This is a genomic window from Pseudomonas sp. LM13, from assembly GCF_041381355.1.
Lineage (GTDB): Bacteria > Pseudomonadota > Gammaproteobacteria > Pseudomonadales > Pseudomonadaceae > Stutzerimonas > Stutzerimonas frequens.
This window is the reverse complement of sequence record NZ_JACBXH010000028.1, coordinates 20,065-40,370: the sequence shown is the minus strand read 5'-3', so window position 1 is coordinate 40,370 and position 20,306 is coordinate 20,065. Positions and strand designations below refer to the sequence as shown.

Here is a 20,306-nt window from a genome sequence, read left to right as displayed (position 1 = left end):
CACCGTATTGCCATCACCCCACAACCCTGCCATAAACGCGCATTCGCCATGACGCTACAAGGATGTACCGATGCGATTGCTGCGCCGAGCCCTGGGGGCTGTCTTGTTGTTGGCCGTGCTGGCCGTGGGGGTTGGGCTGTATTTTGTGGCCTACCCAAACCTGCCCGAGTACGAGGCGCCCGAGGCGCTGCATTATCTGGAGCAGTGGGACGCCACGCAGCGACAGACCTACTACTACACGCCGCAGGGCACTCAGGTTAAGGGGCTGGAGTACGACTGGTTCCGCGCGCTGGAGCTGCCCTTCAGCCGGGACAAATTCGCTACGCCCGACTACCTCGCCCGCTTCGGCTTTCTGGTCGATCCCGCGCAACAAGCCACCGCGCTGAACCCCGGCAACCTGCCGGTCGGCTTTGCCCGCCACGAGGATGATGAGACCGGTCGCGTCTATCTGGATGTTACCTGCGCGGCCTGCCACACCGGCGAGTTGCGCTACGGGGGTCAGGCCATTCGTATCGACGGTGGCGCGGCGATGCATTCGCTGGCGTCCACCGTACCGACCCTGCGCGGGGGCGCCTTTGGCCAGGCGCTGGGCATGAGCATGGCCTTCACCTATTACAACCCGCTCAAGTTCCGTCGCTTCGCCGAGCAGGTGCTGGGCGAGCGCTACGAGCAGGACCGCGCGCAGTTGCGCCACGACTTCAAGCAGGTGCTCGACCGTCTGCTCGGCACCGCCTACAACGACTGGCACCGCGGCCTCTACCCCACCGAAGAAGGCTTCGGCCGTACCGATGCGTTCGGCCGCATCGCCAACAGCGTGTTCGGCGATGCCATCGATCCGGCGAACTACCGCGTGGCCAACGCGCCGGTGAGCTACCCGCATCTGTGGGATATCTGGAAGTTCGACTGGGTGCAGTGGAACGGCTCGGCCATGCAGCCGATGGCACGCAATATCGGCGAGGCGCTGGGTGTTGGCGCCACACTGCGGCTGCTGCACGAGAACGGCCAGCCCGTCGCCGAAGCCGAGCGCTACGCATCGGGCGTTCGCGTACGCGACCTGCACAGGCTTGAAACCACGCTCATGCAGCTGACCCCGCCTCGCTGGCCCGAAGACGTGCTGGGCGCGATCGATCTAGAGCAGGCCAGCCTCGGTCGCGCGCTGTACAAGGAAAACTGTGCGCATTGCCACGACGCCAGGCCCAAGCCGGTCGACAAGCGTTTCGCTGCCGAACGCGACCCCGAGTGGCGCATGAAGGTGATCCCCACCTCCTTCGTCGGTACCGATCCGACCACAGCCGACAACATTGCCGACCACCGCTTCGACCTGACCCGCCTGGGCTGGACTCAGGATGAGCTGGATCGTCTGGATGTGCAGCTGTATGGCGCGTCATCCGGCCCGCACGATCTCGCCAGCTTGTCCAGCGCCAAGGGGCTGGCCTATATCACCGCCTACGTCGAGGAGCGCGCCTACCGTGACGCCGGCATCGGCGAGGCCGAGCGCGCGGAATTCGACGGCTTCGGCCTGCCGATCGGCGTGCAGGAACTGCGCGGCTACAAGGCACGCCCGCTGGACGGCATCTGGGCGACGCCGCCCTTCCTGCACAACGGCTCGGTGCCGACACTGTTCCAGCTGCTGTCTCCGGTGGCCGAACGGCAGAAACAGTTCTGGGTCGGCAGCCGCGAATACGATCCGCAGCACCTGGGCATTCGCACCGAGCGCTTCGAAGGCGGCTTTCTGCTGAATACCGCAATCACCGGCAACAGCAATCGCGGTCATGAATTCCGCGCCGGCTGTCGCGGCAATGGCGTGATCGGCCGGGCATTGGCGCCACACGAGCGCTGGGCGCTGGTCGAGTACCTCAAGGTGCTCGGCGATCCCCGCTTCGAACCACGCCTCGAGGAACTGCCGGCGCGGCCCCACAACCCCGGCCCACGCTGCCCCTGAACTGCCCTTCGCACAAGGATCTGCCTCATGCTGACAAGACTCTGGCTCTGGATCGGCCGCCTGCTGGGCCGGCTGCTGCTTGCCATTACCGCCCTGGGCCTGGCCGGCTGGGCGATTGCCGCCGTGCACTTTCACTTCACCCATCGTGGCCCCGTCTCCAGTGAAGAGGTCGTCTCCCCGAGCGAAGCGGCCGACACCCAGGCGATCATCGCCGACGCCATCGCCGTGGTGGAACAGCACAGCGAGAATACCCGTGTGCTGCGCGACGCCCATGCCAAGGCCCACGGTTGCGTGCGCGCCGAAGTCAGTGTGCGCGCCGACCTGCAACCCGCACTGCGCCAGGGCGTTTTCAGCGAGCCGGGCAAGACCTGGCAGGCCTGGGTGAGGCTGTCCAACGGCAACGCCTACCCGCAGTTCGATCGCATTCGGGACGCCCGCGGCATGGCGATCAAGCTACTCGACGTGCCGGGGGAAAAGCTCACGCGTGACCCGCGCCATGCCGGCGAGCAGGACTTCGTGATGTTCAACCACCCGGTGTTCTTCGTCCGCGACGTTGCCGAATATCGCAGCAACTTCGCCGCCCAGGCGCAGGGCAAGAAGGCGCTGGCGTTCTTCCCCAGCATCGATCCGCGCAGCTGGGAGCTGCGCCACCTGTTCATCGCGCTGCAGACCTTGGCGCCCGCGCCCGAGAGCCCGGTGGCCACCACTTACAGTTCCGTGGCGCCATATAAGCTCGGCCCGCACAACATCAAGTACCGGGTCGTACCGACGCCGGAGAACTGCCCGACCTACCAACTGCCCGAGCAGAACCGCGACCTGCCGAACTTCCTGCGCAGTGCGCTCTATCAGCAGCTGTCCCTCGACCGCACGCCCGCCTGCTTCGCCCTGCAGGTGCAGCGGCAGAACGCCGAACACTACATGCCCATTGAGGACACCAGCATCGAGTGGGACGAAGCCATCGCGCCATTCGAGACGGTCGCCGACATCCGCCTGCCGCCGCAGGACTTCGACAGCCCCGAGCAGAACCTCGCCTGCGACAACCTCAGCTTCAACCCCTGGCATGCACTGCCGGAGCATCGCCCCATCGGCGGCATCAACCGGCTGCGCAAGGCGGTGTACGAGGCGATCAGCAGCTACCGGCTCGAGCGCAACGGCGCACTTTGACGCCGCCGTGGCGGTCCATGGATCAGCAACCGACGCGCGCCGCCTGTTGCCGACCACGGGCCACCCGGTCCTGTCTTGCCGGGCGGAGCCCTGCTAGCATCAATCAGGACTCCATCGCCCGACATAGGCACCCGTTTGCAGAAGATGAGCGCCACCCTGTCCTCGTCTCCCGGTTCGGTGACCCTCGATCAAGGGGCTTCACCATTGCGGGCGCACATCGTCGGCGACTGGACCCTAGCCCATTACGCGGCACTGCGCCGAGAGGTGCAGCGGCTCAGGGCGCGGATCGACGAGCGTAGCCAGATCGAGCTGAGCGAACTGGGCGCGCTGGACACGGCGGGCGCCGGCCTGCTGGTGGAGCTGTTGGGCGCCGAGCGAATCGCCGCCATCGAAGCATGGGCGCCGCAGCTACCGGCCGAACGCCTGGCGCTGCTGCGCACCGTCGCGACCGCCCTGAATCAACCGGATGCCGCCGAGCCGCCGCGCGGCTATGCCTTCGGCGACGTGCTGGCACATATCGGCGGCGCCGTCACGGCGTTGTGGAAGCAGCAGCGCGCGCTGCTCGGCTTCATTGGCCTGACCCTGCAGACGCTGCTGCTCACCCTGCCAAGACCGCGGCGCTGGCGGCTGACCTCACTGGCCGTGCATATCGAGCAGACCGGGCTGGACGCGGTGCCGATCGTCGCACTGCTGACCTTTCTGGTCGGCGCGGTGGTGGCCTTTCTTGGCGCGACGGTGCTCGCCGACTTCGGCGCGACCATCTACACCGTCAACCTGGTGGGTTTTTCCTTCCTGCGCGAATTCGGCGTGTTGCTGGCGGCGATCCTGCTCGCCGGGCGCAGCGCCAGCGCCTTCGCCGCGCAGATCGGCTCGATGAAGTCCAACGAGGAGGTCGACGCCATCCGCACCCTCGGCCTTAGCCCGATCGAGCTATTGGTGCTGCCGCGGGTGCTGGCGATGCTGATCACCCTGCCGATCCTGACCTTCGTCGGCATGCTCAGTGGCATCGCCGGCGGGCTGGTGGTCTGCGTGCTGGCGCTGGACATCTCGCCGACCATGTTCTTCACCATCATGGCGCGCGACATCGCCGTCAGCCATTTCCTGGTCGGGCTGGGCAAGGCGCCGATATTTGCCTTCGTCATCGCGGTGATTGGCTGCCTGGAAGGCTTCAAGGTCAGCGGCAGCGCGCAGTCGGTGGGCGAGCACACCACCTCCAGCGTGGTCCAGGCGATCTTCATGGTGATCCTGCTGGACGCCATCGCCGCGCTGTTCTTCATGGAGATGGGCTGGTGACGCGCGACGACGCACTGATCCAGGTACGCGGGCTGGTCAACCGCTTCGGCAACCAGACCGTGCACGACGGTCTCGACCTGGACATCCGTCGCGGCGAGATTCTCGGCGTGGTCGGCGGTTCGGGTACCGGCAAGTCGGTGCTGCTGCGCAGCATCGTCGGCCTGCGCCGACCAAATGCCGGCAGCGTCAGCGTGTTCGGCGAAAACCTGCTGGAACTGTCGGCCGAGCGCCGCTCGCAGGTGGAACGACGTTTTGGCGTACTGTTCCAGCGCGGCGCGCTGTTCACCTCGCTGAATCTGCAGGAGAATGTCGCGCTGCCGCTGATCGAGCACGCCGGGCTCGAGCGCCGCGACGCCGAACATCTGGCGCGGCTGAAGCTGGCACTGGCCGGTCTTCCGGCGAATGCCGCCTGCAAGTACCCCGACGAGCTCTCCGGGGGCATGGTCAAGCGTGCCGCCCTGGCCCGCGCGCTGGCGCTGGACCCGGAGGTGCTGTTCCTCGACGAGCCCACCGCCGGCCTCGACCCCATCGGTGCGGCAGCCTTCGACCAGCTGATCCTGACCCTGCGCGACGCGCTGGGCCTCAGCGTGTTTCTGGTGACCCACGATCTGGATACGCTCTACACCATCTGCGACCGGGTGGCCGTGCTGTCACGCAAGCGCGTGCTGGTGGCCGATCGCCTGGAGGTGGTGGAAGCCACCGACGACGCCTGGATTCGTGACTACTTCCACGGCCCGCGCGGCCGGGCGGCGCAACAGGCCGCCCTGGCGGGTGGTTGAAACGTATGCGAGGCAGGCAAGACAAGGCAAAAACAGGCGAGGAAGCGGAGTTTAGTTGCCTAAATGAGCATTCCGAGCCTGTTTTTAACGCAGTATTGCCAACGCAGGTAGTTTCCAACGACCTGCCAGAGCTGGAGAGCTGACATGGAAACCCGCGCCCACCACGTACTGATCGGCCTGTTCACTGTGCTTGCAGTCGGCGGCGCGCTGCTGTTCGCCCTCTGGCTGGGCAAGTCGAGCATGGACCGCGAATACAACTATTACGAGATCAGCTTCAATCGCGCGGTCAGCGGGCTGTCCAACGGCAGTTCGGTGGAGTACAGCGGCATCAAGGTCGGTGATGTCGAGGCGCTGTGGCTGGAGCCGGACGATCCGCGCAAGGTGCGCGCGCGCATCCGCGTGTATGCCGGCACGCCGATCAAGCAGGACACCCGCGCGCGTCTGGCGCTGGCCAACATCACCGGCAGCATGATCATCCAGCTGCACAGCGGTACGCCGCAAAGCCCGCCGCTGGAAGGCAAGCGTGGCGAGCCGCCACTGATCATCGCCGACCCCTCGCCGCTGAGTGCGCTCTTGGAGAACGGCGAAGACCTGATGACCAACATCAACAACCTGCTGCGCAGCGCCAACCTGATGCTCTCCGAGGACAACGCCGGGCGCATCGGCCGCACCCTGGCCAATCTCGAGCAGGCCACCAGCGTGCTGGCCGAACAGCGTGGCGATCTCAGCGAAGCGCTGACCCAGCTCAGCCAACTGGGCCAACAGACCAACACCGCGCTGGTGGAGATCACCCGGCTGACGCAGAACGCCAATGGCCTGATCGATGACGAAGGGCGCCAGCTGCTGAGCAGCGCCGGCGAATCCATGGCCGCGCTGGAGCGCGCCACGTCGCGCCTGGACGAGCTGCTGTCGAGCAACCAGGGCGCATTGAACAACGGCCTGCAGGGCTTCAGCGACCTGGGCCCGGCGATCAACGAGCTGCGCGGCACCCTCGGCGCCCTGCGCCGCGTCACCCAGCGCCTCGAAGACAATCCCAGCGGCTTCCTGCTCGGCCGCGAGAAGATTCAGGAGTTCAACCCATGAGCCGCCTTGCGCTGTTCCGCCCCCTTGCCCTCGCAAGCCTGCTCGGCACGCTCGCGGCCTGCACCCTGCTGCCCGAGGCCGAGCCGATCCGCGTGTACCTGCTGCCCACCGCTGAGGCGACCGGTCAGCAAGGGGAGCGACTGCAGCAGGCACTGCGCATCCACACCCCGCATGCCAGCCGCATCCTTGCCGGGCCGCGCATCGCCGTGGTGCCCGATGGCAACCAGATCAGCAGCTATCAGGGCGCACGCTGGAGCGATGCAGCGCCAACCCTGCTGCGCGACCGGCTGATCGAGCAGTTCCGCCAGGGCGGACCGGTGGCGGTGAGCAACGAGGACAGCAATCTGTTCGCCGAGCTGGAGCTGTTCAGCGAACTGCGCGCCTTCCAGAGCGAGTACGTCGATGGCCAGCCGCAGGTGCTGGTCAGGCTGGATGCTCAGCTGGCGACGGCACCGGAGCAGCGCATCCTTGCCAGCCGCCGCTTCGAGGTCCGCCAGCCCAGCGCCAGCCCGCAGCTGGAAAGCGTGGTGGCGGCCTTCGGCGAGGCCAGCGACGAGCTGAGCCGCCAGCTGCAACGCTGGACAATTGAGGTGGCAAAAAGCCATTCCGCGCAGTGAAGTCCGGCGAAACGGTCATATAAACGCGTTAAACAGCAGTTTTATTGACTCAGGCTAAGCGCGGCCCGCCGGGGCATCGCTTAGCATGCAGACCAGTGCTTCACGATAAGGAACGCCCATGAAAGCCCCAGCCCAGAAAACCCTTCGCCGGGTGCTGTTCGCACTCGTCGCGCTGGTCGTCATCGGCCTGCTGGCCTGGTCCGAGCTGCGCACCGATGGCCTGGGCGACGGATTCGCCAGCGGCAACGGGCGCATCGAGGCTACCGAGATCGACGTGGCGACCAAGCTCGGCGGGCGCATCCGCGAGATCAGCGTCGACGAAGGCGACTTCGTCCAGCCCGGCCAGGTCATCGCGCGCATGGACACCGAAGTGCTGGAGGCCCAGCTCAACCAGGCCCGCGCCCAGGTACGCCAGGCGGAGAACGCCATCCTCACCGCCCAGGCTCTGGTTACCCAGCGCGAGAGCGAGAAGGCCACCGCCGAGGCCGTGGTCCTTCAGCGCCGCGCCGAGCTGACCGCCGCGCAGAAGCGCCATCAGCGCACCGAGACGCTGGTCGGCCGTAACGCCATGCCGCGCCAGCAGCTGGATGACGACCTCGCCGCCATGCAGAGCGCCCAGGCTGCGCTGGCCGCTTCGCGCGCCCAGGTGCTGTCCGCCGATGCCGGTATCGCGGCTGCCAGGTCGCAGGTGATCGAGGCGCAGTCGGCGCTGGAGGCTGCCCAGGCCAGCGTGCTTCGGCTGCAGGCGGACATCCGCGACAGCGAGCTGAAGACCGACCGCGTGGCCCGTGTGCAGTACCGCGTGGCGCAACCGGGCGAGGTGCTCGGCGCCGGCGGCAAACTGCTCAATCTGGTCGACCTGGCCGACGTCTACATGACCTTCTTCCTGCCCGAGCGCCAGGCCGGCCGTGTCGCCATGGGTTCGGAGGCACGCCTGGTGATCGATGCCGCACCGCAGTACGTGATTCCGGCCAAGATCACCTACGTCGCCAGCGTCGCGCAGTTCACGCCGAAGACCGTGGAAACCGAAAGCGAGCGCGAGAAGCTGATGTTCCGGGTCAAGGCGCGGATCGACCCCGAGCTGCTGAAGAAGCACATGGAACAGGTCAAGACCGGCCTGCCGGGCGTCGCTTATCTGAAGCTGGACGCCGACGCCGAATGGCCGGCGCACCTGCAGATCAATGTCGGCCAATGAACCCGTCGTCTGCCCCGGTCGCCGAGATCAGCGGCGTCAGCCTGCAGTACGGCAAGACCCGCGCGCTGGATGACCTCAGCCTGAGCCTGCCGGCACGCTGCATGGTCGGCCTGATCGGCCCGGATGGCGTCGGCAAGTCCAGCCTGCTGGCGCTGATCGCCGGTGCGCGCAAGCTGCAGCAGGGCCATGTGCAGGTGCTCGACGGCGACATGAGCGATGCCGGCCACCGCCGCGCGGTCTGCCCGCGCATCGCCTACATGCCCCAGGGGCTGGGCAAGAACCTCTACCCGACGCTGACGGTGTTCGAGAACCTCGAGTTCTTCGGCCGGCTGTTCGGTCAGGACGCCGAAGAGCGCCACTGGCGCATCGCCGAGCTGACCCGCAGCACAGGCCTGGCGCCATTCGTCGAGCGCCCAGCGGGCAAGCTCTCCGGTGGCATGAAGCAGAAGCTCGGCCTCTGCTGCGCGCTGATCCACGACCCCGACCTGCTGATCCTCGACGAGCCCACCACCGGCGTCGACCCGCTGTCGCGCGCGCAGTTCTGGGAATTGATCGAGCGCATCCGTGGCGAACGCCCGCAGATGAGCGTGCTGGTGGCCACCGCCTACATGGACGAGGCGCAGCGTTTCGACCATCTGGTGGCGATGGACGCCGGCCAGGTGCTGGCCACCGGCACGCCGGCCGAACTCCTGGCGCGCACCGGCAGCGACTCTCTGGAGCAGGCCTTCATCCGCCTGCTGCCGGAAGCCAAACGCAGTCAGCACCGCGAGCTGATCATCCCGCCGCAGCCGGCGAGCGACAGCATCGCCATCGAGGCCCACGGGCTGACCATGCGCTTCGGCGACTTCGTCGCGGTGGACCGGGTCAATTTCCGCATCGCCCGGGGTGAGATCTTCGGTTTCCTCGGCTCCAACGGCTGCGGCAAGACCACCACCATGAAGATGCTCACCGGCCTGCTGCCCGCCAGCGAGGGCGAGGCGCTGCTGTTCGGCAAGCCGGTGGACCCGCACGACATGCAGACCCGTCAGCGCGTCGGCTACATGTCCCAGGCCTTCTCGCTGTACAGCGAGCTGAGCGTGCGACAGAACCTCGACCTGCACGCGCGGCTGTTCCACCTGCCGGCAGAGCGGCGCGACGCGCGCATCCAGGAAATGCTTGAACGCTTCGATCTCACCGGCGACGCCGAGAGCCTGCCGAGCAGCCTGCCGCTAGGCGTGCGCCAGCGCCTGTCGCTGGCGGTGGCGGTGATCCACAACCCAGAGATCCTGATCCTCGACGAACCCACCTCCGGGGTCGACCCGGTCGCCCGTGACGGCTTCTGGGAACTCCTGGTGCAGCTGTCGCGCGAGGACGGCGTGACCATCTTCATCTCCACCCACTTCATGAACGAGGCGCTGCGCTGCGACCGCATCTCCCTGATGCACGCCGGGCGAGTGCTCGACAGCGACACGCCACAGGCGCTGATGGCCAAGCGCGGACTGCCAACGCTGGAACAGACCTTCATCGCCTATCTGGAGGAAGCCGCCGCGGCCAATGCCGCCGAGCAGCCGGCCGCCGCGACGCCGGCCAGCACGCGCGGCCCGCTCGAGGCATCCGGCGACAGCAGCCGTCAGGCCCGCTTCAGCCTGCGCCGTCTGCTCAGCTACACCCGCCGCGAGGCCATGGAGCTGCGCCGCGATCCGATCCGCGCGACGCTGGCCATGCTCGGCAGCGTGCTGCTGATGTTCATCATGGGTTACGGGGTCAGCTTCGACGTGGAGAACCTGACCTATGCCGTGCTCGACCGCGACCAGACCACCACCAGCCAGCATTACCTGCTGAACATGGCCGGCTCGCGCTACTTCATCGAGAAGGCGCCACTGGCCAGCCACGCCGAGCTCGATCAGCGTCTGCGCAGTGGCGACATCAGCCTGGCGGTGGAGATCCCGCCGAACTTCGGCCGCGACCTCAAGCGCGGCGCCATACCGCAGGTGGCCTTCTGGATCGATGGCGCCATGCCCATGCGCGCCGACACCATCAAGGGCTACGTACAGGGCATCCATCTGAACTACCTGCAGCAGCTGGCCCGTGAGGCCGGCGTCGACGGCCAGCTCACGCCAGCGGACGTCGCCATCCGCTACCGCTACAACCCGGACGTGCAGAGCCTGCCGGCCATGGCACCGGCGATGATCCCGCTGCTCCTGATGATGATCCCGGCGATGCTCACCGCCCTCGGCGTGGTGCGCGAGAAGGAACTGGGCTCGATCACCAATTTCTACGTCACCCCGACCACCCGCCTGGAATTCCTGCTCGGCAAGCAGCTGCCCTACATCGCGCTGGGCATGTTCAACTTCGCCACCCTGGCGCTGCTGGCGGTGTTCGTCTTCGGTATTCCAATCAAGGGCAGCATCCTCACCCTCTGCCTCGGCGCGCTGCTCTACGTCACCTGCGCGACCGGCCTGGGGCTGCTGATGTCATCGATCCTCAACAGCCAGATCGCGGCGATCTTCGGCACCACCATCGTCACCCTGTTGCCGGCCATCCAGTTCTCCGGACTGATCCACCCGGTCTCGGCGATGGAGGGCGCCGGCGCCTTCATCGGCAAGCTCTACCCGACCAGCCACTTCCTGATCATCAGCCGCGGGGTATTCTCCAAGGCGCTCGGGCTGGCCGAGCTGTACCCCTATTTCATTCCCATGCTGCTGGCCATTCCGTTGCTGACCCTGCTCAGCGTCGCCGGCCTGCGCAAGCAGGAGAAATGACATGGGCGGCCTGCGACGCAAGCTCGGCAACATCTTCCAGCTCGGCCTCAAGGAGCTGCGCAGCCTGTACCGCGACCCGGCGATGCTGGTGCTGATCATCTATTCGTTCACCGTGGCGATCTACGAAGGTGCCACGGCGATTCCCGAGGCGCCGCACCGGGCCAGCATCGCGGTGGTCGACGAGGACCGCTCGCAGGCTTCGCTGCGCATCGTCAATGCCTTCCAGCTGCCCTACTTCATCGAGCCGAAAGCCATCACGCACGAAGAGATGGACAGCGGCATGGACGACGGCCTCTACACCTTCACCCTGAACATCCCGCCGCGCTTCCAGGAGGACCTGCTCGCCGGCCGCCAGCCGACCATCCAGCTCAACGTCGATGCCACCCAGGTCAGCCAGGCGTTCACCGGCGCCGGGCACATCCAGCAGATCATCGCCAGCGAGACCGCCGAGTTCGTTCGTCGCTACCGCAGCGAAGACGCGCTGCCGGTCGAAGCGGTGGTGCGCACCGCGTTCAACCCCAACCTCAGCCGCGCCTGGTTCGGCGCGGTGAACGAGGTGATCAACCAGATCACCATGCTGGCAATCATCCTCACCGGCGCGGCGCTGATCCGCGAGCGCGAGCACGGCACCATCGAACACCTCTTGGTGATGCCGGTGACGCCATTCGAAATCATGGTCGGCAAGGTCTGGGCCATGGGCCTGGTCGTACTGGCCGCAGCAGCCTTCGCCCTGCGCTTCGTCGTCGAGGGCTGGCTCGACATCCCGATCCAGGGCTCGCTGTGGCTGTTCGCCGGCGGCGCGGCGCTGCACCTGTTCGCCGCCACTTCGATGGGCATCTTCTTCGGCACGGTGGCGCGTTCCATGCCGCAGCTGGGCCTGCTGGTGATCCTCACGCTGATCCCGCTGCAGATTCTCTCCGGTGGGGTAACGCCGCGCGAGAGCATGCCGGAACTGGTGCAGAACATCATGCTGGTGGCGCCGACCACGCATTTCGTCGAACTGGCCCAGGCGATCCTGTTCCGCAATGCCGACGCCGCCATCGTCTGGCCGCAGCTGCTGGCGCTGGCGGTGATCGGCGCGGTGTTCTTCGTCGGTGCGCTGTCGCGGCTGCGCGTGTCGTTGCGCTAGCCGGCAACAACGCCGCGCCGTGCGGTCCCTGCAGCACGGGGGCTGGCGGCGGGCCAGCAGCCCGTGTTTACCTCTGTAACCAAGCCGTTACCCGGCCGCCGGCACCCTTCGGGAATTTTTGTATCGAAGGCCGGTCTATCGTGCCGACATGCTAAGAGCCTGATGCTCGACAGCGCGCCAAGGAAGCCCTATCACTATGCGCATTCTCGTTACTGGCGGTGCCGGATTCATCGGTTCCGCACTGATCCGTCACCTCATCCTCGATACCGAGCACAGCGTGCTCAACCTGGACAAACTGACCTACGCCGGCAACCTCGAGTCGCTGGCCAGCGTGGAAGGCAACCCGCGCTATCAGTTCCTTCAGGCCGACATCGCCGATCGTGAGCGGGTCAGCGAGGCGCTGCTGGACTTCCAGCCGGACGCCATCATGCATCTGGCCGCCGAATCCCACGTCGATCGCTCCATCGACGGCCCGGCCGAATTCATTCAGACCAATATCGTCGGCACCTACCAGCTGCTGGAGGCCGCCCGCGCCTACTGGCAGACGCTGCCGGCCGAGCGTCGCGCGGCGTTCCGCTTCCACCACATCTCCACCGACGAGGTGTACGGCGACCTGCACGGCGTCGACGACCTGTTCACCGAGACCACCCCCTACGCGCCCAGCTCGCCCTACTCGGCCAGCAAGGCCTCGTCGGACCACCTGGTCCGGGCCTGGCAGCGTACCTACGGCCTGCCGGTGCTGATCACCAATTGCTCGAACAACTACGGGCCGTTCCACTTCCCCGAGAAGCTGATCCCGCTGGTGATTCTCAACGCGCTGGATGGCAAACCGCTGCCGGTCTACGGCGACGGCTCGCAGATCCGCGACTGGCTGTTCGTCGAGGACCACGCCCGCGCGCTGTTCAAGGTGGTCAGCGAGGGCAAGGTCGGCGAGACCTACAATATCGGCGGCCACAACGAGCAGAAGAACATCGAGGTGGTGCGCGGCATCTGCGCGCTGCTGGAGGAGCTGGCGCCGAACAAGCCCGCCGGCCTGGCCCGCTATGAAGACCTGATCACTTTCGTCAAGGATCGCCCGGGCCACGACCTGCGCTACGCCATCGACGCCAGCAAGATCGAGCGCGAGCTCGGCTGGGTGCCGCAGGAAACCTTCCAGACCGGCCTGCGCAAGACCGTGCAGTGGTACCTGAACAACCTCGAATGGTGCCGTCGCGTTCAGGACGGCAGCTATCAACGCGAGCGCCTAGGCGCACTGGAGAACGCATGAAAGGAATCATCCTCGCCGGAGGCTCCGGCACCCGTCTGCACCCCATCACCCTTGGCGTATCCAAGCAGCTGCTGCCGATCTACGACAAGCCGATGGCCTACTACCCGATTTCGGTGCTGATGCTTGCGGGCATCCGCGACATCCTGGTCATCTCCACACCGCAGGACCTGCCGCAGTACAGGAATCTGCTCGGTGACGGCAGCCAGTTCGGCGTCAATTTCAGCTATGCCGAACAGCCCTCGCCGGACGGCCTGGCCCAGGCTTTCCTGATCGGTGAAGAGTTCATCGGCGACGATTCGGTATGCCTGATCCTCGGCGACAACATCTTCCACGGCCAGCACTTCACCGAGAAGCTCCAGCGCGCCGCGCGTCAGGAGAAGGGCGCCACGGTGTTCGGCTACTGGGTCAAGGATCCGGAGCGCTTCGGCGTGATCGACTTCGACGAGAGCGGCAAGGCGCTGTCCATCGAGGAAAAGCCGAAGAAGCCCAAGTCCAGCTACGCAGTGACCGGCCTGTACTTCTACGACAACGACGTGATTGAGATCGCCAAGTCGATCAAGCCCTCGCCGCGCGGCGAACTGGAGATCACCGACGTCAACATGGCCTACCTCCAGCGCGGCGATCTCAATGTCGAACGCTTCGGCCGTGGCTTCGCCTGGCTCGACACCGGCACCCACGACAGCCTGCTGGAGGCCTCGCAGTACGTGCAAACCATCGAGCACCGCCAGGGTCTGAAAGTCGCCTGCCTGGAAGAAATCGCCTACCAGAACAAGTGGATCGATCGCGAGCAGCTGCTGCGCCGCGCCGACGCCCTGGGCAAGACCGGCTATGGCCAGTACCTGTTCAAGCTGGCGGGTGAAGACGCATGAAGGTCATCGAAACCAGCATTCCCGACGTACTAATCATCGAACCCAAGGTCTTCGGCGACGAACGCGGTTTCTTCTACGAGAGCTTCAACGCGGCCGCTTTCGAAGCGGCCACGGGGCTCAAGCGTCAGTTCGTCCAGGACAACCACTCCAAGTCCCAACGCGGCGTGCTGCGCGGGCTGCACTACCAGATCCAGCAGCCGCAGGGAAAACTGGTGCGGGTAGTGGCCGGCGAGGTATTCGACGTCGCCGTCGACCTGCGCAAGAGCTCGCCGAGCTTCGGCCGCTGGTTCGGCACCCACCTGAGCGCGCAGAACCAGCGCCAGCTGTGGATACCCGAAGGCTTCGCACACGGCTTCGTGGTGCTCAGCGAAAGCGCCGAGTTCCTCTACAAGACCACCGACTACTACGCGCCTGAGCATGAGCGCAGCCTGCTGTGGAACGACCCCGAGCTCGGTATCCAATGGCCGTTCGACGAGGCGCCACAACTGTCCGCCAAGGACCAGGCCGGCAAGCTGCTGCGCGATGCGGAGCTGTTTCCATGAAAATCCTGATCACGGGCAGCACTGGGCAGCTCGCCCGCGAATTGCAAGTGGAACTGGCTGGCACCGGCAAACTGCTCGCCCTCGGGCACAACGCACTGGATCTCGCCGTGCCCGAACAGATTCGTGAGCAGGTGCGCCTGTTGCGGCCGGACCTGATCATCAACGCGGCGGCCTATACCGCCGTCGACCCGGCGGAAAGCCACCGCGAGCAGACCTTCGCGGTCAATGCCCGCGGTCCGCAGGTGCTCGCTGAAGAAGCCGCGCGGCTCGGTGTGCCGCTGATCCATTACTCCACCGACTACGTGTTCGACGGGCGCAAGGCCGAACCCTACGACGAAAACGACCTGCCACAGCCGCTCAATGTCTATGGCGCCAGCAAGCTGGCCGGCGAACAGGCGATCCAGGCCGTCGGCGGCGAACACCTGATCCTGCGCACCAGCTGGGTCTATTCCCAGCATGGCAAGAATTTCCTGCTGACCATGCAGCGCCTGCTGCAGGAGCGCGATGCGCTGTCGGTGGTCAGCGACGAGATCGGCGCGCCGACCTGGGCCGCAACCATCGCCCGCGTCACCGCCGAGCTGGTGCGCAAGCGCAACGCCGGGCAGGCCGGGCCGAGCGGTTTGTATCACCTCAGCGCCAGCGGCGAGGCCTCCTGGTACGGCTTCGCCTGCAGCATCGCCGAGCGATTGCGCCAGGAAGGACGCCTGCGTGCCGAGATCACCCCGATCCTGTCCAGGAACTACCCGACCGCGGCGCAGCGTCCGCTTAACTCGCGGCTCAACTGTGCGCGACTGCGGCAGGATTGGGGGGTCACCCTCCCCGACTGGGAAACCGCTCTGCACGAGTGCCTCAACCGGGCCCGCGGCTTCGACAGCGAAGAGGCCCCGCAGCCCGTCGCCGCGGGACGCTGATCCAGCTGGTCACCGCGCCGCTTGGCCGCGCCGCAAATCAGGCGTTTTTCCGCCGCCTCGACCACCGACGCTGAACGCCGGCACGCTCTGCGTGCATAATGCGCCGGACCCTCAGGCGCCCACGCATGACCGTACCGCTCCCTCCCCGCCGCCCACGCTGGCGCAATCTCGCCCTGCTGGCCTTGCTGCTGGCGCCCTTGCTGTGGCCGTTGCAACAGCTCGCCGAGCGCTATTACCGCAACGAACTGACCGAACAGAACCGCCAGACCCTGGACCTGTACGTCGCCAACCTGCTCGGCACGCTGAATCGCTACGAGGTGCTGCCGCGCATCCTCGGCGATCTGCCCACTCTGCGCGCCGTGCTGCAGGAGGATTCGCCACAGGTGCGCGACAACGCCAATCGCCTGCTCAAGCGGCTGCGCAAGCAGACCGGTGCCGACGTCATCTACCTGATGGCGACCGACGGCAACACCCTGGCCGCCTCCAACTGGGACGAGGAAGACAGCTTCGTCGACCGCAACTTCGCCTTCCGCCCCTACTTCCGCCAGGCCATGGAAGGCCACCTCGGGCGCTTCTTCGGCCTCGGCACGACGTCCGGCAAGCGTGGCTACTACTTTGGCGCGGCGGTGCGCGACGGTGATCAGGTGCTCGGCGTGCTGGTGGTCAAGGTCGACCTCGATCACACCGAGACACTCTGGGGCAGCACGCCGGAGCAATTGCTGGTGACCGACAACTTCGGCGTGGTGATCCTCACCTCGCGGCCGGAGTGGCGGTTCCGCGCCACCCGCGGGCTGGGCGTCGAGGAGCGCGAGCAGATCGCCTTCGATCAGCCCTATCCGACCCTGTATCCGCAGGACCTGACACTGGACATCGACGCCTGGCTGATCCAGAGCCGCGAGCTCAAGGAGACCGGTTGGACGGTGCGTATTCTCGCGCCGGTGAACCTGGTCGAACGCCCGGTGCGCACCGTCGTCGCCATCGGCGCTGCCACACTGCTGGCGCTGCTGCTCTGGCTCGGCCTGCTGATGCAGCGCCGCCGACACTTCCTCGAACGGCTGGCGCTGGATAGCCAGGCACGTCAGCAGCTGGAGCAGCGGGTGCAGGAGCGCACCCGCGATCTGGAGGCACTGAACAGCCGGCTCAAGGTCGAGGTGCTAGAGCGCGAGCAGGCCCAGCAGGAACTGGTGCGCGCCCAGGACGAGCTGTTGCAGGCCGGCAAGCTGTCGGCGCTGGGCACAATGTCGGCGAGCATCAGCCACGAACTCAACCAGCCGTTGGCGGCCATTCGCAGCTACGCCGACAACGCCGGTGTGCTGCTCGAGCACGGCCGCACCAGCGAGGCACGCGACAACCTCCGGCTGATCAGCGAACTGACCGCGCGCATGGCCTCGATCATCGCCCACCTGCGCGCCTTTGCCCGCCGCGACCAGCACGCGCCGGAACGGGTGGCGCTGCAGCCGGCGCTGGACGATGCCCTCGCCCTGCTCGCCAAACGCCGCCAGGCCATGGGTGTCGAGCTGATCCGCGATCTGCCGGAGGCCACCCTCTGGGTGCAGGCCGGCGAAACGCGGCTGCGGCAGATTCTCGCCAACCTGCTGGCCAACGCCCTCGACGCCCTGGCCGAACGCCCGCAACCACGGCGTATCTGGCTGCGCGCCGAACGCGAAGGCGACGGCGTGCTGCTGAGCCTGCGCGACAATGGCCCAGGCTTCTCTGCCGAGGCATTGCAGCGCGCCCGCGAGCCCTTTTTCACCACCAAGACCAGCGCTCAGGGCCTGGGCCTCGGCCTGGCGATCTGCGATACCCTGATCCGCGCCCTGGGCGGTGAGCTGCGCATGAGCAACCATCCCGAGGGTGGCGCGCAGCTCGGCCTGTTCCTGCGTAGCGCCGAACCCGGCGTGGCCTTTCCCAGCGAGGACCATCTCCAATGAGCAGCGACACCCCGATCAGTGCCCAGGCGCAGGTGGTGCTGATCGACGACGATCCGCATCTGCGCCAGGCGCTGAGCCAGACCCTCGACCTGGCCAGGCTCGAGGTGGTCAGCCTGGGCGATGCTCGCGGCCTGGCTGCGCGCCTGCCGGCGGACTGGCAGGGGGTGGTGGTCAGTGACATCCGCATGCCTGGGATCGACGGGCTGGAGTTGCTGCAACAGCTGCGCGCACGCGACAACGAGCTGCCGGTGATCCTCATCACCGGGCACGGTGACATCCAGCTGGCAGTGCAGGCCATGCGCGCCGGTGCCTACGACTTCCTGGAAAAGCCTTTCCCCAGCGAAGCGCTGCTGGACAGCGTGCGCCGCGCCCTGGCGTTGCGCCAGCTGGTGCTGGACAACCGCTCCCTGCGTCTGGCCCTGGCCGACCGCCAACAGCTGTCGGCGCGCCTGCTCGGCCAGTCCCGGGCGATGCTGCGCCTGCGCGAGCAGATCGGCGCACTGGCCGGCACCCAGGCCGATGTGCTGATCCTCGGTGAGACCGGCGCCGGCAAGGAGGTGGTAGCCCGCGCGCTGCACGACCTGTCGAGCCGGCGCAACGGCCCCTTCGTCGCGATCAACGCCGGCGCCCTGGCCGAATCGGTGGTGGAGAGCGAGCTGTTCGGCCACGAGCCCGGCGCCTTCACCGGCGCGCAGAAGCGCCGGATCGGCAAGTTCGAGTTCGCCAATGGCGGCACCCTGTTCCTCGACGAAATCGAGAGCATGAGCCTCGATGTGCAGGTCAAGCTGCTGCGCCTGCTGCAGGAGCGGGTGGTCGAACGGCTCGGCGGCAACCAGTCGATCGCCCTGGACATCCGCGTCATAGCCGCGACCAAGGAAGACCTGCGCGTGGCCGCCGACCAGGGCCGCTTTCGCGCCGACCTGTACTACCGGCTCAATGTCGCGCCGTTGCGTATCCCTTCGCTGCGCGAACGCAGCGAAGACATCCTCCTGCTGTTCCAGCATTTCGCCGAAGCCGCCGCCCAGCGCCATGGCCTGCCGATCCGCGAGCTGCAGCCGGAGCAGCGTGCCGTGCTGCTGCAACACGCCTGGCCGGGCAACGTACGCGAACTGCAGAACACCGCCGAGCGCTTCGCCCTCGGGCTGGGGCTGGGCCTGGATGTGCCAGGCAGTGAGCCAGCGACCAGCCTCGCCAGCGGCGGCAGCCTCGGCGAGCAGGTCGATGCCTTCGAGCGCGCACTGATCGCCGCCGAGTTGAATCGCCCGCATGGCTCGCTGCGCAGCGTCGCCGAAGCCCTCGGTCTGCCGCGCAAGACGCTGCACGACAAGCTGCGCAAGCATGGCCTGAGCTTCGCCGACGCTGGCGGAAGCTCGCCCGATGACAACGATTAGATGGCGGAAAACCGCCATCCACCCTATCTTTCAACGGCTCCGCTTTGCTCCCCTGCATCGCCCTCGACGCTTCACGGCCGCCGCTGGAATCGTGAAAGGTGCGACCTAGACGCGCTTGTCGGTAATCCGACATACAAAGTTCAACCTTCGGCTGGGTAAACTTCCGGCGCACAGGTGGTACTGCTGCTTCTGGCACAGGCATTGCTCCTGCAACCCAACGAACTGAATGGAACGAGTCGCAACCGGCCATCGCCCTGCGCATTTGCCGCCTAGACTTGCCCTGCCGGTTCCTGCCGGAGACGCCCCGTGGCGCTCCATCCACAACAAGAGGAAACATCCAATGTTCAAACTGACTGCCAAGGCGCTGGCATGCGCCCTGTCGCTGAGCATCGCTGGTCTGGCCCACGCGGCTGACCCGATCACCATCAAGTTCTCGCACGTGGTCGCCGAAAATACGCCGAAAGGCCAGGGCGCCCTGATGTTCAAGAAACTGGTGGAAGAGCGTCTGCCGGGCAAGGTCGAGGTACAGGTTTACCCGAACTCCTCGCTGTTCGGTGATGGCAAGGAAATGGAAGCCCTGCTGCTGGGCGACGTTCAGCTGATCGCCCCGTCGCTGGCCAAGTTCGAACACTACTCCAAGGGCGTTCAGGTCTATGACCTGCCGTTCCTGTTCGATGACATCGCGGCAGTCGACCGCTTCCAGAAGAGCGAGGCCGGCCAGAGCCTGCTGCGTTCCATGGAAGACAAGAACATCACCGGCCTGGGCTACTGGCACAACGGCATGAAGCAGCTGTCGGCCAACAAGGAACTGCGTGAGCCGAAGGACGCACGCGGCCTGAAGTTCCGCGTACAGGCGTCGGCCGTGCTGGACGAGCAGTTCAAGGCGCTGCGTGCCAACCCGCGCAAGATGAGCTTCGCCGAGGTGTACCAGGGCCTGCAGACCGGCGTGGTCAACGGTGCCGAGAACCCCTACTCGAACATCTACTCGCAGAAGATGCACGAAGTGCAGAAGCACATCACCGAGTCCGACCATGGCCTGCTGGACTACATGCTGATCACCAACACCAAGTTCTGGAACGGCCTGCCTGCCGATGTGCGTGGCGAGCTGGAAAAGATCGTGGAAGAAGTCACTGTTGAGGTGAACAAGCAGGCCGACGACCTGAACCAGAAGGCCAAGGCTGACATTCTGGCCGCTGGCACCACCGAGATTCTTGTGCTGACTCCGGAAGAGCGTGCCAAGTGGCGCGAAGCCATGAAGCCGGTGTGGAAGAAGTTCGAAGGCGAAATCGGTGCTGACCTGATCAAGGCCGCCGAAGCTGCCAACCAGGCTAAGTAAGCCTTTGCCGAGGGGCGGGCTCCCCGCCCCTTTGCTGTACTACCCAGCGATACCGACAGCTCAGTGAAAAAACACAGCAGCTGAAGAAGATGAAGCCCGCACCAAGGGCTGACAGG

At 66.3% G+C, this 20,306-nt stretch carries 16 protein-coding genes; all 16 read left to right on the top strand.

Annotation, left to right across the window (positions count from 1 at the left end; all coding sequences use genetic code 11):
- The first annotated feature begins 70 nt into the window (after positions 1 to 70).
- The 16 genes from HZR81_RS16580 (at position 71) to dctP (ending at position 20,190) form a co-directional block, all read left to right on the top strand.
- On the top strand, positions 71 to 1,942 hold the full coding sequence (locus tag HZR81_RS16580) for a di-heme-cytochrome C peroxidase (RefSeq protein WP_500128747.1): 1,872 nt from the start codon (positions 71 to 73) through the stop codon (positions 1,940 to 1,942).
- 27 nt (positions 1,943 to 1,969) lie between these two features.
- Positions 1,970 to 3,106, top strand: a complete 1,137-nt coding sequence (locus HZR81_RS16575) for a catalase family protein (RefSeq protein ID WP_500128746.1) — start codon at positions 1,970 to 1,972, stop codon at positions 3,104 to 3,106.
- Between the two features lie 144 nt (positions 3,107 to 3,250).
- Complete coding sequence (locus tag HZR81_RS16570) at positions 3,251 to 4,399, top strand: MlaE family ABC transporter permease (protein WP_500128745.1); 1,149 nt, start codon at positions 3,251 to 3,253, stop codon at positions 4,397 to 4,399.
- A complete protein-coding gene (locus HZR81_RS16565; protein WP_500128744.1) occupies positions 4,396 to 5,178 on the top strand; it encodes an ABC transporter ATP-binding protein in 783 nt (260 codons plus the stop codon). The genes HZR81_RS16570 and HZR81_RS16565 overlap by 4 nt, the downstream gene beginning before the upstream one ends.
- 144 nt (positions 5,179 to 5,322) lie before the next feature.
- Positions 5,323 to 6,261, top strand: a complete 939-nt coding sequence (locus HZR81_RS16560) for an MlaD family protein (protein ID WP_500128743.1) — start codon at positions 5,323 to 5,325, stop codon at positions 6,259 to 6,261.
- A complete protein-coding gene (locus HZR81_RS16555) occupies positions 6,258 to 6,878 on the top strand; it encodes an ABC-type transport auxiliary lipoprotein family protein (protein ID WP_500128742.1) in 621 nt (206 codons plus the stop codon). Before HZR81_RS16560 ends, HZR81_RS16555 begins: the two co-directional genes overlap by 4 nt.
- A 118-nt stretch (positions 6,879 to 6,996) precedes the next feature.
- Positions 6,997 to 8,073 carry an HlyD family secretion protein gene (locus HZR81_RS16550; RefSeq protein WP_500128741.1) on the top strand — a complete coding sequence of 359 codons (1,077 nt, stop codon included), beginning with the start codon at positions 6,997 to 6,999 and terminating at the stop codon, positions 8,071 to 8,073.
- On the top strand, positions 8,070 to 10,814 hold the full coding sequence (rbbA, locus tag HZR81_RS16545) for a ribosome-associated ATPase/putative transporter RbbA (RefSeq protein ID WP_500128740.1): 2,745 nt from the start codon (positions 8,070 to 8,072) through the stop codon (positions 10,812 to 10,814). Before HZR81_RS16550 ends, rbbA begins: the two co-directional genes overlap by 4 nt.
- A gap of 1 nt (position 10,815) precedes the next feature.
- Positions 10,816 to 11,943, top strand: coding sequence for an ABC transporter permease (locus tag HZR81_RS16540; RefSeq protein ID WP_017246009.1), 1,128 nt, complete (start codon positions 10,816 to 10,818; stop codon positions 11,941 to 11,943).
- A 196-nt stretch (positions 11,944 to 12,139) separates the two neighbouring features.
- Positions 12,140 to 13,210, top strand: a complete 1,071-nt coding sequence (rfbB, locus tag HZR81_RS16535) for a dTDP-glucose 4,6-dehydratase (RefSeq protein ID WP_045159584.1) — start codon at positions 12,140 to 12,142, stop codon at positions 13,208 to 13,210.
- On the top strand, positions 13,207 to 14,079 hold the full coding sequence (rfbA, locus tag HZR81_RS16530; RefSeq protein WP_500128739.1) for a glucose-1-phosphate thymidylyltransferase RfbA: 873 nt from the start codon (positions 13,207 to 13,209) through the stop codon (positions 14,077 to 14,079). Before rfbB ends, rfbA begins: the two co-directional genes overlap by 4 nt.
- Positions 14,076 to 14,621 carry a dTDP-4-dehydrorhamnose 3,5-epimerase gene (gene rfbC / locus HZR81_RS16525; RefSeq protein ID WP_500128738.1) on the top strand — a complete coding sequence of 182 codons (546 nt, stop codon included), beginning with the start codon at positions 14,076 to 14,078 and terminating at the stop codon, positions 14,619 to 14,621. The genes rfbA and rfbC overlap by 4 nt, the downstream gene beginning before the upstream one ends.
- The gene (rfbD, locus tag HZR81_RS16520) at positions 14,618 to 15,532 is read left to right on the top strand and encodes a dTDP-4-dehydrorhamnose reductase (protein ID WP_500128737.1); all 915 of its coding nucleotides are present in this window, start codon (positions 14,618 to 14,620) and stop codon (positions 15,530 to 15,532) included. The genes rfbC and rfbD overlap by 4 nt, the downstream gene beginning before the upstream one ends.
- A gap of 125 nt (positions 15,533 to 15,657) precedes the next feature.
- Positions 15,658 to 17,463, top strand: a complete 1,806-nt coding sequence (locus HZR81_RS16515) for a sensor histidine kinase (protein WP_500128736.1) — start codon at positions 15,658 to 15,660, stop codon at positions 17,461 to 17,463.
- Positions 17,460 to 18,854, top strand: coding sequence for a sigma-54-dependent transcriptional regulator (locus tag HZR81_RS16510; RefSeq protein ID WP_500128735.1), 1,395 nt, complete (start codon positions 17,460 to 17,462; stop codon positions 18,852 to 18,854). Before HZR81_RS16515 ends, HZR81_RS16510 begins: the two co-directional genes overlap by 4 nt.
- A gap of 340 nt (positions 18,855 to 19,194) precedes the next feature.
- The gene (dctP, locus tag HZR81_RS16505; protein ID WP_063540326.1) at positions 19,195 to 20,190 is read left to right on the top strand and encodes a C4-dicarboxylate TRAP substrate-binding protein DctP; all 996 of its coding nucleotides are present in this window, start codon (positions 19,195 to 19,197) and stop codon (positions 20,188 to 20,190) included.
- Positions 20,191 to 20,306 lie beyond the last annotated feature (116 nt).